17 protein-coding genes and 1 CRISPR repeat array (1 of these 18 running past the window's edge) are annotated in these 16,863 nt (G+C 42.2%); all 17 genes read left to right on the top strand.

All coding sequences use genetic code 11. The features are described 5' to 3' along the window. Positions 1-580: direct repeats of the CRISPR family, unit length 30 nt; unit sequence GTTTCAATAATTCCTTAGAGGTATGGAAAC; it reaches 450 nt to the left of the window's first position. A 134-nt stretch (positions 581-714) separates the two neighbouring features. The 17 genes from AS158_RS03490 to AS158_RS03410 all read left to right on the top strand — a co-directional run bounded on the left by AS158_RS03490 (position 715) and on the right by AS158_RS03410 (position 16,832). Continuing rightward, positions 715-2,355 (top strand): TIGR02556 family CRISPR-associated protein, encoded by a 1,641-nt coding sequence (locus tag AS158_RS03490; RefSeq protein WP_004082349.1) that lies wholly within the window; start codon positions 715-717, stop codon positions 2,353-2,355. Continuing rightward, positions 2,330-3,229 (top strand): type I-B CRISPR-associated protein Cas7/Csh2, encoded by a 900-nt coding sequence (cas7b, locus tag AS158_RS03485; protein ID WP_004082348.1) that lies wholly within the window; start codon positions 2,330-2,332, stop codon positions 3,227-3,229. The genes AS158_RS03490 and cas7b overlap by 26 nt, the downstream gene beginning before the upstream one ends. Positions 3,230-3,231: 2 nt before the next feature. After that, complete coding sequence (cas5b, locus tag AS158_RS03480) at positions 3,232-3,894, top strand: type I-B CRISPR-associated protein Cas5b (protein ID WP_004082347.1); 663 nt, start codon at positions 3,232-3,234, stop codon at positions 3,892-3,894. Next, positions 3,858-6,050, top strand: coding sequence for a CRISPR-associated helicase/endonuclease Cas3 (locus AS158_RS03475; protein ID WP_081501960.1), 2,193 nt, complete (start codon positions 3,858-3,860; stop codon positions 6,048-6,050). Before cas5b ends, AS158_RS03475 begins: the two co-directional genes overlap by 37 nt. Beyond that, on the top strand, positions 6,047-6,526 hold the full coding sequence (gene cas4, locus AS158_RS03470) for a CRISPR-associated protein Cas4 (protein WP_004082345.1): 480 nt from the start codon (positions 6,047-6,049) through the stop codon (positions 6,524-6,526). Before AS158_RS03475 ends, cas4 begins: the two co-directional genes overlap by 4 nt. 9 nt (positions 6,527-6,535) lie before the next feature. Then, positions 6,536-7,495 (top strand): type I-B CRISPR-associated endonuclease Cas1b, encoded by a 960-nt coding sequence (gene cas1b, locus AS158_RS03465; protein WP_004082344.1) that lies wholly within the window; start codon positions 6,536-6,538, stop codon positions 7,493-7,495. A gap of 5 nt (positions 7,496-7,500) precedes the next feature. Continuing rightward, on the top strand, positions 7,501-7,764 hold the full coding sequence (gene cas2, locus AS158_RS03460) for a CRISPR-associated endonuclease Cas2 (protein ID WP_004082343.1): 264 nt from the start codon (positions 7,501-7,503) through the stop codon (positions 7,762-7,764). A 4-nt stretch (positions 7,765-7,768) separates the two neighbouring features. Then, positions 7,769-9,076: a type III-B CRISPR module RAMP protein Cmr1 gene (gene cmr1, locus AS158_RS03455; RefSeq protein ID WP_227738453.1), complete on the top strand. Its 1,308-nt coding sequence runs from the start codon at positions 7,769-7,771 to the stop codon at positions 9,074-9,076. A gap of 2 nt (positions 9,077-9,078) precedes the next feature. After that, positions 9,079-11,481 carry a type III-B CRISPR-associated protein Cas10/Cmr2 gene (gene cas10, locus AS158_RS03450; protein WP_004082341.1) on the top strand — a complete coding sequence of 801 codons (2,403 nt, stop codon included), beginning with the start codon at positions 9,079-9,081 and terminating at the stop codon, positions 11,479-11,481. Continuing rightward, positions 11,478-12,470 (top strand): type III-B CRISPR module-associated protein Cmr3, encoded by a 993-nt coding sequence (gene cmr3, locus AS158_RS03445; protein WP_004082340.1) that lies wholly within the window; start codon positions 11,478-11,480, stop codon positions 12,468-12,470. The genes cas10 and cmr3 overlap by 4 nt, the downstream gene beginning before the upstream one ends. Positions 12,471-12,484: 14 nt before the next feature. Beyond that, positions 12,485-13,351, top strand: coding sequence for a type III-B CRISPR module RAMP protein Cmr4 (gene cmr4, locus AS158_RS03440; RefSeq protein WP_004082339.1), 867 nt, complete (start codon positions 12,485-12,487; stop codon positions 13,349-13,351). Positions 13,352-13,356: 5 nt separating this feature from the next. Further along, positions 13,357-13,719 (top strand): type III-B CRISPR module-associated protein Cmr5, encoded by a 363-nt coding sequence (cmr5, locus tag AS158_RS03435; protein WP_004082338.1) that lies wholly within the window; start codon positions 13,357-13,359, stop codon positions 13,717-13,719. Beyond that, a complete protein-coding gene (gene cmr6, locus AS158_RS03430) occupies positions 13,706-14,428 on the top strand; it encodes a type III-B CRISPR module RAMP protein Cmr6 (protein WP_004082337.1) in 723 nt (240 codons plus the stop codon). Before cmr5 ends, cmr6 begins: the two co-directional genes overlap by 14 nt. Before the next feature lie 94 nt (positions 14,429-14,522). Beyond that, positions 14,523-14,948 carry a hypothetical protein gene (locus AS158_RS03425; protein ID WP_227738406.1) on the top strand — a complete coding sequence of 142 codons (426 nt, stop codon included), beginning with the start codon at positions 14,523-14,525 and terminating at the stop codon, positions 14,946-14,948. A 16-nt stretch (positions 14,949-14,964) separates the two neighbouring features. Continuing rightward, positions 14,965-15,237: a hypothetical protein gene (locus tag AS158_RS03420; protein ID WP_008194431.1), complete on the top strand. Its 273-nt coding sequence runs from the start codon at positions 14,965-14,967 to the stop codon at positions 15,235-15,237. A 120-nt stretch (positions 15,238-15,357) separates the two neighbouring features. Then, the gene (locus AS158_RS03415; protein ID WP_008194432.1) at positions 15,358-16,209 is read left to right on the top strand and encodes a GGDEF domain-containing protein; all 852 of its coding nucleotides are present in this window, start codon (positions 15,358-15,360) and stop codon (positions 16,207-16,209) included. A gap of 77 nt (positions 16,210-16,286) precedes the next feature. Then, entirely contained in the window at positions 16,287-16,832 is a 546-nt protein-coding gene (locus AS158_RS03410; RefSeq protein ID WP_012896304.1) for a YkgJ family cysteine cluster protein, read from the top strand. The last annotated feature ends 31 nt before the right edge of the window (positions 16,833-16,863 follow it).

Genomic DNA, 16,863 nt, shown 5'->3' with positions numbered 1-16,863 from the left:
AATACCTCTTTTCTGTCTCGTTTCAATAATTCCTTAGAGGTATGGAAACCTTCAGTCAGCGGATCTTGCGAGACAAATGCTCCTGAGTTTCAATAATTCCTTAGAGGTATGGAAACTCACTCGACTCGCTGGGCTCGAGGATACACTCGAACGGTTTCAATAATTCCTTAGAGGTATGGAAACTGTCCCATTCTGTTTTTTCTTGTGAAGAAGCTGCTCGTTTCAATAATTCCTTAGAGGTATGGAAACCCGCTTTCTTTTGCGACAACTTTCATGTTGTAAAAGGTTTCAATAATTCCTTAGAGGTATGGAAACCGAAGAAGAGGTGATGAGACGTGACATTGAGAGAACGTTTCAATAATTCCTTAGAGGTATGGAAACAGCTTCTGTTTCATCGTTCCATTTCCAATTCGGCTTGGTTTCAATACTTCCTTAGAGGTATGGAAACGCGCCCGCCAGCGCCAGCGCCAGCATGCCAAAAACAAGTTTCAATACTTCCTTAGAGGTATGGAAACCATGACCACAGACAACTACAAGGCTATCAAGAAGAGATTCAATCCTTCCTTAGAGGTATGAAAAGCCCACAAACCGTATGATTTCTTCATCTTCGATACTGTTTCAATACTTCCTTTCAGGTGCAATGACTATGGATTTAGATTGTTGTCAGAAAGTGTACGTTAAAATGTGAATGATAACACCGCAGGGGGGATAGGGGTGCTTGAAAAGATATACAATCTTGGGAAAATTGGTGGTGATTCTTTTTCAAACTTCGCTGAAGAAGTTCCTTCTGATGAAGGAATAGCTATCTTTCTTGAGAGTAATTCAGAGGGTTTGGTTTTCAAGGATGTTGTTTCTATCGAGAAAAAACCAGGGGGTAAGAACTCGAAAATCTTCCTCTACAGAAAACAGCGCGGGAATTTCTCCTCTTCTGTTTCCCCCACCATGAAATTTCTCGACAAATCTAGTGGTTCAAGAGACCCTCTGGAAAGGACCTTTGATGTCTTCTTAGGCTTTTTCGACCATCCGAAGATATCTCACATCAAAGATGTCCTCGAGAGAAATAAAGAAGAGATTATTGACAAGCTAAGAAATTACGATGTAAAAAACAGATTCCTCACGATATCCATCGATGGAAAATTTCCCGCAGAAGTTCCAGAAATTCTCCAGGCGTTTGAAGATAAAGTCACACAGAAGAAAACTAAGGGAGAGGCAAAATGTTTTCTGTGTGGAAAAGAAGCAAATTCCAGACTGAGTGATGTGTTCAAATTTGCCACCTTTGACAAGCCTGGCTTCACACCTTTTCTTTCCAAGAAACATCCGATCCAGATTTGTGATGATTGCAGGAGTGTTCTGGAAAAAGCCAGAAGAGCAATTGATGAAAAGCTTTCTTTTTCCTTCTTCAGCAACAACAGAATTCTCTGGATAATCCCCTCCGTACCCGATCAGGATATTCTGGAATCAGTGATTGAAAAAATATATGAAATAAAAGACACCGACAAAAACTCAAAGTTTCGCAGTTTCGCTAGGCTCGAAGAAGAGATTGAAAAAGTTCTTTCGGAAAACGAAAGAGCTGTTTACGATTTTGTACTGATAGAAAAAGAACAACAGGCAGAAAGAATAGTTCTTCACGTTGAGGAAGTCTCGCCTACCAGAGTAAGACGGATCCTTGAAGAATCAAAGAAGATAGAATCTCAACTCAAAGAAGACGGTTTCAAAGTTTCTGTGAACTTCTCAGTGATTCACAAATTCTTCGAGGATCTGGACAGATACTTCAACTCCCTGTTTAGTGCTGTATTCTCTGAGGGAACGTTTGATAAAAAACTGCTGCTGACTCTCTTTCTTTCGAAAATAAGAAGCGATTTCTTTGGAAATGATACTTTACTTTCTGCACGTGAAGCTTTTGCCACGTATGTTTATCTGAGACGCTTGAACGTCTTAAAGGGGGGTGCTTCCGTTTTGAAGGGTGAAGATTTCTTCTCCAGGTATCCGGAGTTTTTCGATGAACCGTGGAAGAAAGCAGTCTTTTTAGAAGGAGTTCTGGCAAATTACCTTCTTTATCTGCAGTACGTTAAAAGAAACTCGAAGGCTTTCACGAAGAAACTGAAAGGACTCAGACTGACAAAGAGAGATGTGGAGGGGCTTCTTCCGGAAATCAGAGCCAAGATCGAAGCCTACGGTGGAATGAGTGAAAGTGTGGCAGAGCTTTTCAGGGAGACTGCTGAAGCTTTCCTCGAAGCTGGGAACTGGTCAGCATCACCCGACGAGATCAGTTTTGTCTTCGTCTCGGGACTTTCTCTCGGGAAAACTTTCTTCAGGGAGGTAGGGGTCGATGAATCCAGTGAAGAACAGGAGTGAAGTGCTTTTCATCTACGATGTGAAGTGGGCAAATCCGAACGGTGATCCACTCGATGAGAACAGACCGCGCTTTGATGAAGAAACATCCAGACTCTTTGTCACAGACGTGAGACTCAAAAGAACTGTGAGGGATTATCTTGCGGAGTGCTACGACGAAACGCTCTGGGTGACCGGTGAAGCGGTGGTACCGGAAGACAGAGTCAAAGAGCTTGGAATCAAGGACGTAAACGACGCATGCCAGAAGTGCATCGATATCAGACTCTTCGGTGCCGTTATTCCTCAGTCGAAAAAAGGAGCTATGGAATCTTCCATAACTGGTCCTGTTCAGTTCAGATACGGAACGAGTCTTCACAGAGTCAAACTCATGACTATCCAGGGAACTGCTGCATTCGCAACCGAGAATTCAAAACAGAGGAGTTTTCGTGAGGATCAGGTTGTACCCTATGCCCTCATAGCATTCTACGGTGTGATAAATCAGAATTCTGCAAAGTTTACAGGACTCACCGAAGAAGATGTTTCCAAGCTTCTTGAAGGAATCTGGATGGGTACGAAGAACCTCATCACAAGATCGAAAATGGAGCACAATCCCAGACTCCTGATGAGAGTTGTTTACAAGGAAGGTGTGAACTACCACTCCGGAGAACTCGATTACCTTGTGAAGGTCGTGTCCGAGAAAGAAGATGAAGAAATAAGAGACATCTCCGAGTTGAAACTCGACGTTACCGAACTCAAGCAGGTTCTGGAATCCCTTAAGGACAAGATCGAAAGAATAGAATACTCTGTTGACAACCGCTTAAAACTCGCGGAGAACGGAGAAGAGAAGCCTTTTGAGGAGATATTCGGAGGTTTCCAGCTTGTAAAACTGGAGTGGTGAGAATGAAAGTTCTGGTCTTTGATGTTTCTGCTCCCTACGCTCTCTTCAGAAGACCTTACACAACGACATCATCGTACACCCTTCCCTTTCCACCAAGAACCACTCTTTTGGGGCTTGTGGGGTGTGTTCTGGGATATTCCACACCCGAAAGACTCGACAGTGCAAAAGTGGCGGTTCAGATAAAAAATCCTTTGAAGTTTCTGCGAACGGGAACGAACTTTGTGGAAACAAAGAAAGACAAAAAAGCTTCAAAAAGAACAAGAATAAGTCTTCAACTTCTGAAGAATCCTGCTTACAGGGTGTTTTTCAGCTGGGAAGACGAAGATTTTGAGAGGTTGAAGAACCTTCTCGAACACAGCGAAACCATCTTCACACCTTACCTTGGTGTGGCAAGCTTTATTGCCAGACTGAATTACGTGGGAAAGTACGAAGCAACCCGTGTAGCAGATTTTCCCTGCGAGGTCCACACGGTTGTTCCGAACACAGTAAAGCTTTTGCCGGAGCCTTCACACTATCTCATATTCGAGAGGGTCACAAGAAAAATGGACAAAGAGCGAAACATGCTTGAATCTGCGGTTTACATTTTCAAGAGGGACTTATCTCCTGTGAAGGTGGAAGGGGGAGAAGTGTGGAGGGTGGGAGAGCAGAACATAGTGTGGATGTGATGAAATCTCATCCTGACAGAAGACTGATTGATCATCTTGAGGGTGTTAAAAGACGCTCTCTGGAAAAATTCAGGTCGCTTGATCTTTCCTGGGAAGAACTTTTCGGATACGATGAAAATGTTCTGGAAGAATTCGTTTCCCTGCTCTCTGAATCGCACGATGTTGGAAAGAGTACAATCTACTTTCAGAAGCATTTGAGCGGTGAAAGAGTCGAAAGATCTTTGAGTGCGCACGCTCTTTTCTCCGCGGTTGCTTTCTTTCACAGGTCAAAAAACTTGCCGGACAAACTCAGAATATTCGGCTTCGAAATAATAAGAAGACACCACGGAGATTTCAGGAACTTTCTGGATATAGAAATAGATGAGAAAGTCCTGGAAAAGCAGTTCTCAGCCATTCCAGAGGATTTCCTGAGAAGATATGATCTTCATGATCTTAAGCTATCAGAAACAATAGAAAGGATAAAAAGATCGATCAGTAAGTTCTCTATCCTTGGAAAAAAAGACCTATCTGACTACTTTTTGATCCACCTTTTTATGTCCATACTCGTTTCTTCGGATAGGGAGGATGTGGTTTTCAAGAGCGAACCGCTTCCCTCCCTTCCTTCTTATGAAAAGGAGAAGATTCTCTCCTACAGAGAAAAGCTTGGCAGAAAAAACCAGATCGATTCTCTGAGGTGGAAATTTCAGGAGGAAATCTTGAGCTTCAAACCCGAAAGAGGAAAGATATACTCCATAACCGCACCGACGGGAATAGGAAAAACTATTGCAAATCTCCTTTTTGCCAGCCATCTCGCTGATGAAGACACGATCGTAATATACGCTCTTCCCTTCATAAACATAATTGAGCAGACCGTCGATAAGATAAAGGAAATATTTGAAACAGAAAGCCCATTCTTCGTCCTTCCCTTTCATCACCTTGCAAATCCAGCTTATGAGGAACCTGATAAATACGAAGATCTCCTGATGAACCTCTGGCACTCCAGGGTGGTAGTCACAACATTCGTGTCGCTTCTGGAGTCTCTCATCACTTTCAGAAAGATTCCGTTCTTCTACAAATTCCCAAAAGCTGTTCTCATACTTGATGAGGTCCAGGCAATACCTCACGAATACTGGACCCCTGTTGAAAAAACCGTTGAATTCCTCTCGAAAATGGGCACCACCGTTTTGCTCTCCACAGCGACAAAGCCCGCTCTTTTGAAAGAGGCTCTGGAAGTGGTGTCTAACAAGAATGTTTATTTCACAGCCTTGAACAGAACTGTTCTGAAAGTAGAAAAAGAAATGAGCTTTGAAGAATACAAGGAATTCGTAAGAGAGACCTTGAAGGATGGAAAAAGAACGCTCATCATAACAAACACGATAAGAGAAGCCGAGGAGATATACGACGTTGTTGAAGGCATGGGAAAAACCTGTTTCCTTTCCTCCAGGGTGATACCAAAGCACAGACTGGAGATCGTTTCGAAGATAAATGAGTACGATCTGTGTGTCTCCACTCAGGTGGTGGAAGCAGGTGTTGATATCTCATTCGAGAGGGTGATAAGAGACATAGCACCTGTTGACAGTATTGTTCAGGCAGCGGGGAGGTGCAACAGGCACTTCGAGTTGGAAAAGGGAGAAGTGATAGTCGTACCCGTCAGGGATGAGAGAAAAAACACCCTCTTTTCCTCATATGTTTACGGGAGCTTTCTCACAGAAACTTCCATGAACGTGTTGAAAAACCACAAATTTCTGGAGGAAAGCGAGTTTTTCATGCTCGTGGAGGATTTCTTCAGCTACGTGAAAACGTACGGCAATCCGGACAAGAAAGGAATCGGCAAGGCGCTCGAGAATTTGAATTTCAAAAAAATAGGAGAATTCAGTCTCATTGAACCAGAGCCAACGGTGCCGTTCATCGTTCTTGTTGATGAAGAGGCTCAAAGAGTATTCGAAGAATTTGCAGAGATCTTCAGTGGGAAAAGATCAAGAGAAAACTTCTCTCTCGTGAAAAGTTTGTTCAGGGAACTTTCCCCCTACATCGTGAGCGCGAGGATAAAGAGGGATCTTCCATTCCCACACACGATTGCCGGCATGATGGTTATTCACAGGAACGTTCTCGACAAATGGTACCACCCCGTGAAAGGTTTGAGAGTGGAAGGATCCGATGAGGTGATCATCATATGATGATTTCTGGATCTGTTGTTTTGAGCTATATAAACTGCAAAAGGGAAGCATGGCTGATGGCGCATGGGGTTCTTCCAGATCAGGGAAACATGCACATAGAGATAGGAAGGTTCATCCACGAAGACTACAGCGATTCTGTCATGCTTCCTGGTATGAAGATCGATACCATGTTTGAAAGAGAAGGAGTGAGAGTGGTTGGCGAAGTGAAAAAATCATCCGCTTCAAAAAGGGGAGCTGAGTACCAGCTCCTTTACTATCTTTACAGGCTCGAGGAAAAAGGTGTGAAAGCGAGGGGAGAGATCATAGTACCAAAAGAGAACAAAAGAATACCGGTTGAGCTCACAGAAGAAAACAGAGAGAAAATCAAAAAGGTCCTCGAGGAAGTATCTTCCCTCCTTGAAGAAGAAACTCCTCCACCACCCAAGAGAAAAGGAATTTGCCGAAAGTGTGGTTATGAACTTTTCTGTTTTTCGTGAGGTGGAAGGATGGAGAGCGTCTATCTCTTTTCAAGCGGAACGTTGAAAAGAAAAGCGAATACCATTTGCCTCGAAACAGAATCGGGCCGAAAGTACATACCCGTTGAAAACGTGATGGATATAAAGGTTTTTGGGGAGGTAGATCTCAACAAAAGATTCCTCGAGTTTCTTTCTCAGAAAAGAATTCCTATTCACTTTTTCAACAGAGAGGGGTATTATGTAGGCACTTTTTATCCCAGAGAGTATTTAAACAGCGGTTTTCTGATACTGAAACAGGCTGAACACTACATTAACCAAGAAAAGAGAATGCTCATAGCAAGAGAAATAGTTTCAAGATCGTTTCAAAACATGGTCGACTTTTTGAAAAAACGAAAAGTTCGGGCTGATTCACTAACGAGATATAAAAAGAAAGCAGAAGAGGCGAGCAATGTATCAGAGTTGATGGGAATAGAAGGAAACGCGAGAGAAGAGTACTACTCGATGATAGACAGTCTCGTGTCAGATGAAAGATTCCGTATAGAGAAGAGAACACGAAGACCTCCCAAGAATTTTGCCAACACGCTTATCAGTTTCGGAAATTCGCTCCTTTATACGACTGTTTTGAGCCTCATCTATCAGACACATCTGGACCCGAGGATAGGTTATCTCCATGAGACGAACTTCAGAAGGTTCTCACTCAATCTCGATATAGCAGAGCTATTCAAACCAGCTGTAGTGGACAGGTTGTTTTTGAATCTCGTCAACACTCGTCAGATAAACGAAAAACATTTCGATGAAATTTCAGAGGGTCTAATGCTCAACGACGAGGGAAAAAGTCTGTTTGTCAAAAATTACGAACAGGCTTTGAGGGAAACAGTTTTCCACAAAAAGTTGAACCGGTACGTTTCCATGAGATCTCTGATAAAGATGGAACTTCATAAACTGGAGAAGCACCTCATAGGTGAACAGGTTTTCGGATCCGAGGAATGATTGGAATGTACGTCATAATGGTTTACGACGTGAACGAAAAAAGAGTAGCAAAAATTTTGAAAATAGCCAGAAAATACCTCAAATGGGTTCAAAACTCCGTTCTGGAGGGGGAACTTTCCCCCGGAAAATATGAAAAGCTGAAATTGGAGGTTTCAAGACTGATAGACGAGAAAGAAGACTCAGTTAGATTTTACGTTATGGACTCTCAAAAGGTGTTCAACCTGGAAACTCTGGGAGTGGAGAAAGGAGAAGATGGCTTCATCTTCTGAGGGGGTGAGTGTTTTGGAGATCGAATGTAAGGTTGTAACTCCTATGTTTTCAAGAGGCGCAGCTGAGCCGAAGTGGGAGAACGGAAACAGAGTATATCCCTTCGAGCTGAGGCCGCAAAGCATCAAAGGGGTCCTCAGATTCTGGTTTCGTGCCATCGCTCCAACGGTGATAGACATATACTCACTCGAAGGTTTAGAAAATCTCAGTAAGAAAGAGAAAGAGAGATGGGAAAAAGAGAAATACAAGGGCTTGAAATATCTTGAGGGATTGATCTTCGGATCTCAGGAAAGAAAATCTTCTTTTAGTTTGGAGGTTAAGGTGGAAGGAGAATCGCAAGCTTTGGGAAAATACATGAATAACAGGTTTTCTTTTACCGATGACCGCTTAAAAGATACAAAATATGCTTTGTACGGTTTGTACGACAAAAGTGGAATTTATGAATATCTCCAAGAAGGAAAAAATTTTATCATAATTCTCCAGACGGCAAACGATAGTATTAAAGGAATAATTCTGAGTTTGCTCAAACTCGTTTCCACTTTTTCCGGTTTTGGAGCGAAGACGAGGAAAGGTTTTGGAGAATTCGAGATTGTGGATCCAAAACTTACTAGAAATGACTACAATCTGGTGATCAGTGAGTGTCAAGAGCACATCAGAGAATTTGTGAATCATCACAATTCGTCATCAAAAGTAAAAATCAAGTTGGGAAGAACCAATTTCAACGGCATACCGGATTTTCCCTGTTTTTGCGATTACAAAATTTTTGAAATAACAAAATTTAGCGGGAATTCTCCTTTAGAAGTCCTAAGAGAGGTTTTCAAAGTAGGGAGAAATTTCAAGGGGTGGTATCCATCTTTAAAACAAAAAATGAGATTTTCTGAGGGCGATTGTGTTAAAGATTTGGTTGAGGCTTTAGAAGGATTGTTGAAAGGTAGAAAAACAGAGAAAAAGATCGAGATTCCAACTGCTGTCGTCGGCCTTCCCATTCAATATCAGAACTTAGGAAGAGGAGAGATAAGAAGACTGAAAGTCATTGTCTCTTCTTCTCTGAGAGGATTGGGCATTGATGATATCGATGGGAGAAAAGCTTCTCCGCTTTTCCTTTCAGTTCACGAAGGTGAGAGAGGAAAATGGAAATTAGTTGTTTTGCTGATGAGAAGCAGGGTAACTAATGATGGTGAGTTGATAACAGAAGTCAAAGGTGGAAAAACACCTTCCAGTGGCATCAAAACGATAGTGAAAGAAGAAAAAGACTACAAGAATCTCCTCGAATGGATCAAAAAACTCGGCGGAAAAGAAATCCAGGGGGGATAATCGTGAGCAAAAGAGAAGAATTCTGGAAATCTAAGATAACCGCTCTTCTTCATGATCCGCTGGTGAAGGCATTCGATGTGAAAAATCATGAAAACATAGCTGGCGAGATTCTAAAGACCCTTGGCATCAAAAAAACAAGAGGTGAAGAAGACCGTCTTGCAAGCGCAATGGACAGGTTTCCAATCCCCTACGAAAAGGATGCAAAAAAACAAATTCATGTTTCGTTCGATGAGACTCTCTTTGTTCATCCATTTTCTGGTGAAGGGTTACCGGAAGTGAAGAGTTTCTTTCAAAATCAAAAAGTTGAAGAAATGAAGAGCCGTCTGATAAACGCATTGACAAAGCTGAAAGAGAAAAACGACACGTATGAAAAGCTCTTTCATTCCATCTGGTGGAATCTGCCTTACATTCTGGAAGGAAGTCAGTTTCTTCCTGCTGATACCAGAATAGCCAATCACTCGATCATAGACCATCTCGACGTAACATCGGCTCTCAAGGGATGTGTAGAGGGGAAACAGGTGAAGGCATCTCTAGTAGCGGTAGCGATAGGTCCTGTTCAAGAAGTGATAGCCCAGGCAAGAAAAGTGAAAGACCTTTGGGCTGGAAGTTATCTTCTTTCTTATCTCATCTACGGTGCCATAGAAGTTGTTGGCAAAAAGTACGGCTTCGATTCCATCATCTCACCGTATTTGAGAGGAAACTATTTCGTCAAGGAAACACTCGAATCAATGGGCGTAGATCTTGAAGACCTCTGTCCTGTTCCTCCTCGGAGGGAAGTCGCTTCTCTTCCAAATCTCTTTGTTGCGATAGTTCCATCCTCGGACGAAGAAATACTCAAAGAATGTGAGGAAGCGATAAGAAACAGATGGAAAACAATAGTTGATGAAACAAAAGAAAAGCTCAGTAAAAGCGAATTTCTTTTCAACGAGCATTCGTTCGATTACCAATCGTCTCTCTTTCCGGACATTCAGACATCAAAGGTGTCTTTCGATGAACCTGAAAGGATAGTTGAAACGGTGAGAAACTTGTTCACGGGATCGGGAATTGAAGATTTCAAGGAAGTTCTGAAGAAAGTATCGGAACACGCTGGTTACAAAGAGAATCCTGGGACGTTTTACAGGTACCTCCATCGTCTTCTGACCTCAAAACTCGCTGCGAGAAAGATGGCCAGACTCTTTCCGGGATACGAAGAGGATGTTTATCCCGACCACTTCACTGACGCGGACGATTTTGGGGCTGGAGTCAGAGCCTGTGCTGTGTTCAAAGATAAAGATATAGAAAAAGACATAGAAAAAGAGGACAGGCTCGGAACTCTGAACACTGTGAAGAGATTTCTTCCGGAAATCCTCAATATCAGGATAAAATTCGACTCAACAACGGATGTTGCAAGAAACAATCAGGCAAATAAGGAAATCGAGGATCCCGAAAAATTCAAGAATGGATACATAGCTGTTCTCCTCATGGATGGAGATCGAATGGGTGATTGGATGCTTGGAGAGAACGCACCTTTCCTGGAAAAAGTAATAAATCCGAAAGTGATTGAGATGTTTCAAGAAACAGATGATCTCAAATATGCATGGGAAAAACTGAAGGAATTCAAAACCATTCAGCCAGCCTATCACAGGGGTGTTTCGAGGACACTCGGTATCTTCTCTCAACTTGTCGGGAAAATTGTTGATAGACACAACGGGATGCTCGTTTACAGCGGTGGAGACGATGTTCTGGCACTTCTTCCAGCAGACAGCGTACTGGAATGTGCAAACGACATCAGAAAATTCTTTTCGGGGCACTTGGAGTACGAAATAGAGATTGAAAGCGGCTCTGATGTGGAAAGATTCAGATCAGAAAACGGTGTTCTGTACCACAACGACAAGCCTTTCGCTCCTCTGATGGGAAGAGCCGCTACTATGAGCGCTGGAATCGCTATTGTCCATCACAAGTTTCCTCTTCAGGTAGCTCTGAAGATAGCAAGGGAAGCAGAGAAGAGAGCAAAGAACGTTTACGGAAGAAACGCGTTCTGTGTGACGCAGGTGAAGAGATCAGGGCAAATGATTTTTGCTGGATCAACATGGGAAATTGAAGAAGAAGACGTTGTCAAGAGATCGTTGAAAATCCTTGAGGAGATGAAAAATTACAATGTTTCACACCGCAGTCTTTACAAACTTCTCTCTCCGGACTTCTCGCTCTACGAGGACAAAATGGAAAAGTTTGTAGAGTTCACTTTGAGAAGATCGATCCATTCAGAGAAATCGAAGAATGAGTTTATTGGAAATTTCAAGAATTTTCTTAGTCGACTGTTAGCTTACTACAAAAACACGAAGAAGTCCTCCTTCGATGAAGCAATGAGAGAAGCACTGGAACTTCTCATAATGGTGTACTCGATGAAGAGAGGTGAGTCTCAATGAAGCTGTGGGCGATATACTTTGAGCCTGAAGACTGGGTTGGTTTCAGAGAGACTAGAAGATTTTCTTTTTCTGATAGGGTGGAGAGTGTTTTTCCATCTTCTTTTCCTTTTTACGGTGCTGTGAGAACGGCTCTTTTGATGAAAAATCAGAAATTCGATCCCGGAGATGTTGAAAGAGCAGGAGACGTAAGGATGTTCGGCCCTTTTGTTTTTGAAAATACCCCTGAAGGAAGGAAGCACTACTTTCCACTTCCAAGAAACATATATAAAACGGATTCTGGCTACAGAGTCACCCCCATTGTCGAGATTGATGGAGTTTACCTTCCCTGGAAACCTGAGTACAAAATGGATAGTAAAGAATCTACGTCTGGAGGGCTCATAGAACTGAGTGATCTCGAACTTCTCAGGAGTAACACTCAGGGTGTGTGTAAATTCGATCTTGTTTCCGCGGAAAAAATCTTTAAGAAGGAAACCCACATAGGAGTAGCTTTTGAAGAAAACAGAAAAAAAGTGAAAGAAAGAATGATATATTCGATCTCCTACTACAGATTTTACGATGGAGGATTTTTCATGTTCACAGACGATGAAAGAACGGTCGAGCTTGTTTCAAAACTCGACGGTGTGTTTCTCGGAATGAAGAGCAAATGGTCGGCGGTCGAGGTTGAAGAACTGAACACCACCGCTTTTGATCCTCCAGACTATAAGAATGTAGCGGTTGCTCTCATAACACCGGCTGTTTTCGATGGAGGAGGGATGCCGAAGGATAAAACTATTCTTGGAAAGAGAGTTCTCACAACCGCAGGGATTAGAAAGCAGGTTGTTTCCGGATGGGACCTACGCGAAAATAAACCAAAGAAGATCTATCATGCTGTCTCTCCGGGAGCTGTTTACTATCTGGAAGGTAAGGTCAATGGACATGTGCTGAATGAAAGTAAATTCACGGATTTTGGTTTTGGAAGATGTATCTTCATGAAGTACGAAAAACTTTGAGGAGGGATAGGAAGATGGAAGGAAGAGTCTTCCTTCTTTACGCGGAAACTCAGGTTCATGCTGGAACTGGTTTCGAAATAGGAGTTGTTGACCTGCCTATTCAGAGGGAGAGAACCACAAAATTTCCCATTATACATGGTATAAAAGGTGCTTTGAGGGCCTACTTCAGGTCTCTCATCAAAGAGGACAAGATAGATGAAAAAAAGATAGAAGAGATATTTGGAAGTGAACCGAAAAGCGACAAAGGAACGGTTCCTGGTAGTTTGAGCTTTTCTGAAGCGAGAATTCTCCTTTTCCCTGTGAGAAACCCGGATAGGCTTTTTGTGTGGGTTACGTGTCCTCTTGTACTGATAAAATTTGCGAAATCTGTAGGGGATAACGATGTTGTTAAAGAACTAGAAGAGGCGAATATTGATTATGGAAAGGCAGTCTCCTTCTATGGATCTGGTGAGGTGTTCCTTGAGGAAGTAAAATTAGAACCATTTGTTGGTGAACTTCCAAGGACAAGGGAATTGATATCGAAGATTTCCAATTGTGCTCCAGTTGACTACCTGAAAAAGAAAATGGAAAGCGATGTGGTTGTTGTGAATGATGTTCTCTTCTCAGAAATCGTTCAGGCTATGACAGAAGTTGTACCGAGAGTGAGAATAAACAGAGAGAAGAAAACCGTTGAAGAAGGTGGTTTGTGGTACGAGGAATATCTGCCTCAGGATACGGTGATGTACTTTGTGGTGAGGAAGACGTACTACGGTAACAAAGAAGATTCCGGGAAAGATTCTTTGATGGAAGTTTTCGAAAACGAAGTAAATGGAGAATTGATCAACATCGGAGGAAAAGAAACTGTTGGAAAAGGCATGATGTGGGTACATGCCTGGAGGTGATGAAGATGAAGACGCTCAGCCTTGAACTGGCAAAACTGGCGATGAATTTGGTTGAGGAAGTTGAGAAAGACAAAAGAGATGATTACCTCAGGGATGTGAAGGGTCTTGGAAGTATGATCGTTCAAAACGGTTTGATGGGAACAATTCTCTTTCTGAAAAAGAAAGGAAAAAACAAGGTGGTGGATCACCTTGGAAAGATGATCGAACACCTGACACTGGAAGATGGTATCGTCGAAAGACTGATGGAAAACGAGTTTTTGGATGCCAGGACATACTTGAAAGCACAGATCGCTGCTCTTGAGTGTGCAAAATGGCTCAAAAGATGCGGAGAGGTTCTCCTGGGTGGTGAAGAGAATGAAACTACCTGAAAGCAAAAATCTCAGTCTTTACTGGGAAAAGTACAGCTTTCTTTTGCTTGAGGGTTCAAACTCAAAAGATAAAGAGATAGTAAGCAAAATCTTCCAGACCGTTGAGAAATTGCAATCCGATTTTGGAAAGATCAGCAGTATTCTCAAAGAAAGAAGGGAACAGCTGATCAAGAAAAGAAAACCGTTTATCAACTTGAAGATGAGAGTGAAAGGAAAACTCTTGCTTGGGGCTGGGAATCCTTCTTCTATCGAGGTGGGCATAACTCTTTCCAGAAATTACGGACTTCCCATAATTCCTGGCACCGCTGTCAAGGGGGCGTTTGCCAGTTTTTTATTCGAATTCGAAAGGGATAAATACGAATCACTCGCTCATATTTTTGGAGACACCGAAAGAGAGGGTGACCTCATTTTTCTTGATGCAATACCTGTTTCGGATTTGAAATTTTCGCTGGATATCGTCAATCCACACTTCCAGCCGTATTATATGAAAGAAAAACTTCCTCCGAATGATTGGTACGACCCTGTTCCAATAAAATACTTGGTGGTGAGCAGTGGTGTGTTCTGGTTTACCGTTCTTGAGAGTCGTTCCGGAGTTATTGGAAATTCGGAAAAGGAACTAATAAAACAGAGATTCGTGGAGATGCTAAAAGCTTATGGCTTAGGCGCAAAAACAAGTTATGGTTACGGTCGTTTCGAAGAGCCCAGCTGAGCTGTAGAGTCTTGAAATTCAAAAGATATCAGTGAGCCCCGCATCAAGCGGGGCTTTTTCTTATACATTTTATGAAATTTGTATTCAAGGGGGGATGGATGTGATATCAAACAAGACAAGGAGAAGAATTAGAAACGAACTTTTGCCTTTTGTTGGAAAGAGAGTTTCTGTCAGGGGGAAAATCAAAGCGTTTGGTACCACAAGAAGTCCTTTCTCGAAAAAGCCAACAATTCTCATAACAAACGTTACTGTGAGGTATTTGGATAAGAAGGTCAAGGTGGATCATCTGTGGGTTGCGATCAAAAGGATCCCTGAAAATATGGATATTGCTGTAGGAGACGTTGTATCTTTCGAAGCTGATGTAGTTAAATACAAACTACTTCCCGACTTCAAAACGAAAGACGACATCCTTCACCCGCGCTACAACTACGGCGTTGAAAATCCGAAAAGTTTCAAAATCATAAAAAGAACAGCTGAACCTTCTATGACCCTTCGAGATGCGTTTTTGAGAGTTCTTTAAGGAGGTGTTTGGTACGATGATTTTTGTGGGAGATGTCAGCACGCTGGATATGTGCAGGCGTGACCATGCAGGAGAAATTAAGCTCAAAGATGTCCTGACCAAGAACGAGGGATTGCAACGTCTTCAGAAGCTAAGATGGTGGTACCTGTACGAGGTACCAGCGACTATAGCAGGTTTGGCAGTACCCGCGGCAAAAAGGGTCAAAACTGAACTCAAAACACCATCTGATCTCTGGGTTTTGGCAGAGAACAGATGGCTCGTTTTCCATATTGAGGGAGAAAAGAACTGAACCTCGCACACCACAGTAACAATGATGATAACACAATATCGAAAATTATTTGATCGTTTTCGAAAGAATAATGTGATATAATTCAGACAATAAAAAGTTGAATCTCAAAGGGTGACAGCTGTGAATAACGATCATTTTGAATTGTTGAAAAAAGTGTTGCGTTCCTCACAGCTTGTAATCGGTTTTGTTTTCCTGGAAAACGACGGTGAAAGTGGGAAGCTTTCTGTGAAAGTTTCTGAGGGAAAAGTTCCTCCCTTTTTCAAGGAGGGATTTTTCTTCACACTGGAAGAACTGAGACATCTTCTCAGAATGAAAAACAGCAAAACTGCGATTATTTCAGTGTTGAAAGATGGTGAATGTAGGAGATCTCTGGTTCTATATCTGAAAGGGTCTCTGAGTGAAGATGCTGTTCTTTTGATTCAGACTCTACTGGTGGCTGTTGAAAGTGAGGGACTCTCGCTTGGCATGAAAGAGCTGAAATACATGGCTTATCACGATCCACTGACAGGACTTCCAAACAGACGCTATCTCTTCGAGTTGGGAAACAAATATCTGGACTTGGCAAAGCGTGAAGGAAAGAAGGCATTCGTTCTTTTCTTGGATCTTGCTGGATTTAAGGCAATAAATGATACATACGGTCACCTGACAGGTGATGAGGTGTTAAAGACAGTTTCGAGAAGGATTTTGGACAGGGTAAGAAGGAGCGATGTGGTGGCTCGATACGGTGGCGATGAGTTTACCATTCTCCTCTACGATATGAAAGAAGAGTATCTGAAATTCTTCCTGGAAAGGATTCTTTCCACCTTCAGAGAACCCATCAGAGTGGGGAACACAACTTTAACTGTTGCATCGAACATAGGAGTTGCCAGATTTCCTGAAGACGGAGAAAATCTTGAAGAACTTCTGAAAGTAGCAGATATGCGAATGTATAGAGCAAAGGAAATGAGAACACCTTATTTGCTTCGCTCATGATTTTTCAATTTTTATTCCTTCTTTTTTTCAAAACTCTTATCTGTTTTTTTAACTTCAGCGAGTTATAAATATCCTTCGTGGAAAGACTAATAGAGCTTTCTCTACAGGTTATAAAGCTTTACGAGGAACTGGATAGTATCCAGAAAAATTTTCCTTCCTGCAATGGATGCAGGGAGTGTTGTAATACTCCCTCTGTTAATATTGAGGTTACCATTCTTGAATTTGTTCCCCTCGCAATTCATCTCTTGCAAAACGATTCGATAGAGAAGTGGTTAGAGATCCTTGAAAATGTTGATGAAATGGATCGATGTGTACTCTTCGATCCACATTCTGAGCGTGGTGGTTGTTTGTATCACTCTTTCAGACCTATGGTGTGTCGTCTCTTCTCGGGAAGTTACGTTCTTAGAAAGGAAAAACCAGAAGTGTGGGGATGTAAATATCTGAAACCTGCGCTTTCCAGTTTCATTGAAACCCTTCCAAACTGCAGCGAAATGTACTCAAAACTGCTCGCTATAGATTTCTTCCTCGCACAGGAAAGATATCCCATAAATATCGCACTGAAAAAAGCTTTGGAATACGTTTACTATCGGATTTTCCCGGCGTTCAAACATAGGAGTGCATGAATGAATAAAAAAACAAAAGGGATGCTCCTCT

It is taken from the genome of Thermotoga sp. 38H-to (assembly GCF_011057665.1).
In the GTDB taxonomy this organism is placed as follows: domain Bacteria; phylum Thermotogota; class Thermotogae; order Thermotogales; family Thermotogaceae; genus Thermotoga.
Note: the sequence above shows the minus strand (reverse complement) of the source record. Positions and strands in the feature narration are given on the sequence as shown.

What these genes read in the sequence shown, in the direction of transcription:
- cas7b (WP_004082348.1), top strand. Translation starts at nt 2,330, where the DNA reads ATGAATCCAGTGAAGAACAGGAGTGAAGTGCTTTTCATCTACGATGTG.
- cas5b (WP_004082347.1), top strand. Translation starts at nt 3,232, where the DNA reads ATGAAAGTTCTGGTCTTTGATGTTTCTGCTCCCTACGCTCTCTTCAGA.
- cas4 (WP_004082345.1), top strand. Translation starts at nt 6,047, where the DNA reads ATGATGATTTCTGGATCTGTTGTTTTGAGCTATATAAACTGCAAAAGG.
- cas1b (WP_004082344.1), top strand. Translation starts at nt 6,536, where the DNA reads ATGGAGAGCGTCTATCTCTTTTCAAGCGGAACGTTGAAAAGAAAAGCG.
- cas2 (WP_004082343.1), top strand. Translation starts at nt 7,501, where the DNA reads ATGTACGTCATAATGGTTTACGACGTGAACGAAAAAAGAGTAGCAAAA.
- cmr3 (WP_004082340.1), top strand. Translation starts at nt 11,478, where the DNA reads ATGAAGCTGTGGGCGATATACTTTGAGCCTGAAGACTGGGTTGGTTTC.
- cmr4 (WP_004082339.1), top strand. Translation starts at nt 12,485, where the DNA reads ATGGAAGGAAGAGTCTTCCTTCTTTACGCGGAAACTCAGGTTCATGCT.
- cmr5 (WP_004082338.1), top strand. Translation starts at nt 13,357, where the DNA reads ATGAAGACGCTCAGCCTTGAACTGGCAAAACTGGCGATGAATTTGGTT.
- cmr6 (WP_004082337.1), top strand. Translation starts at nt 13,706, where the DNA reads ATGAAACTACCTGAAAGCAAAAATCTCAGTCTTTACTGGGAAAAGTAC.
- AS158_RS03425 (WP_227738406.1), top strand. Translation starts at nt 14,523, where the DNA reads ATGGATGTGATATCAAACAAGACAAGGAGAAGAATTAGAAACGAACTT.
- AS158_RS03420 (WP_008194431.1), top strand. Translation starts at nt 14,965, where the DNA reads ATGATTTTTGTGGGAGATGTCAGCACGCTGGATATGTGCAGGCGTGAC.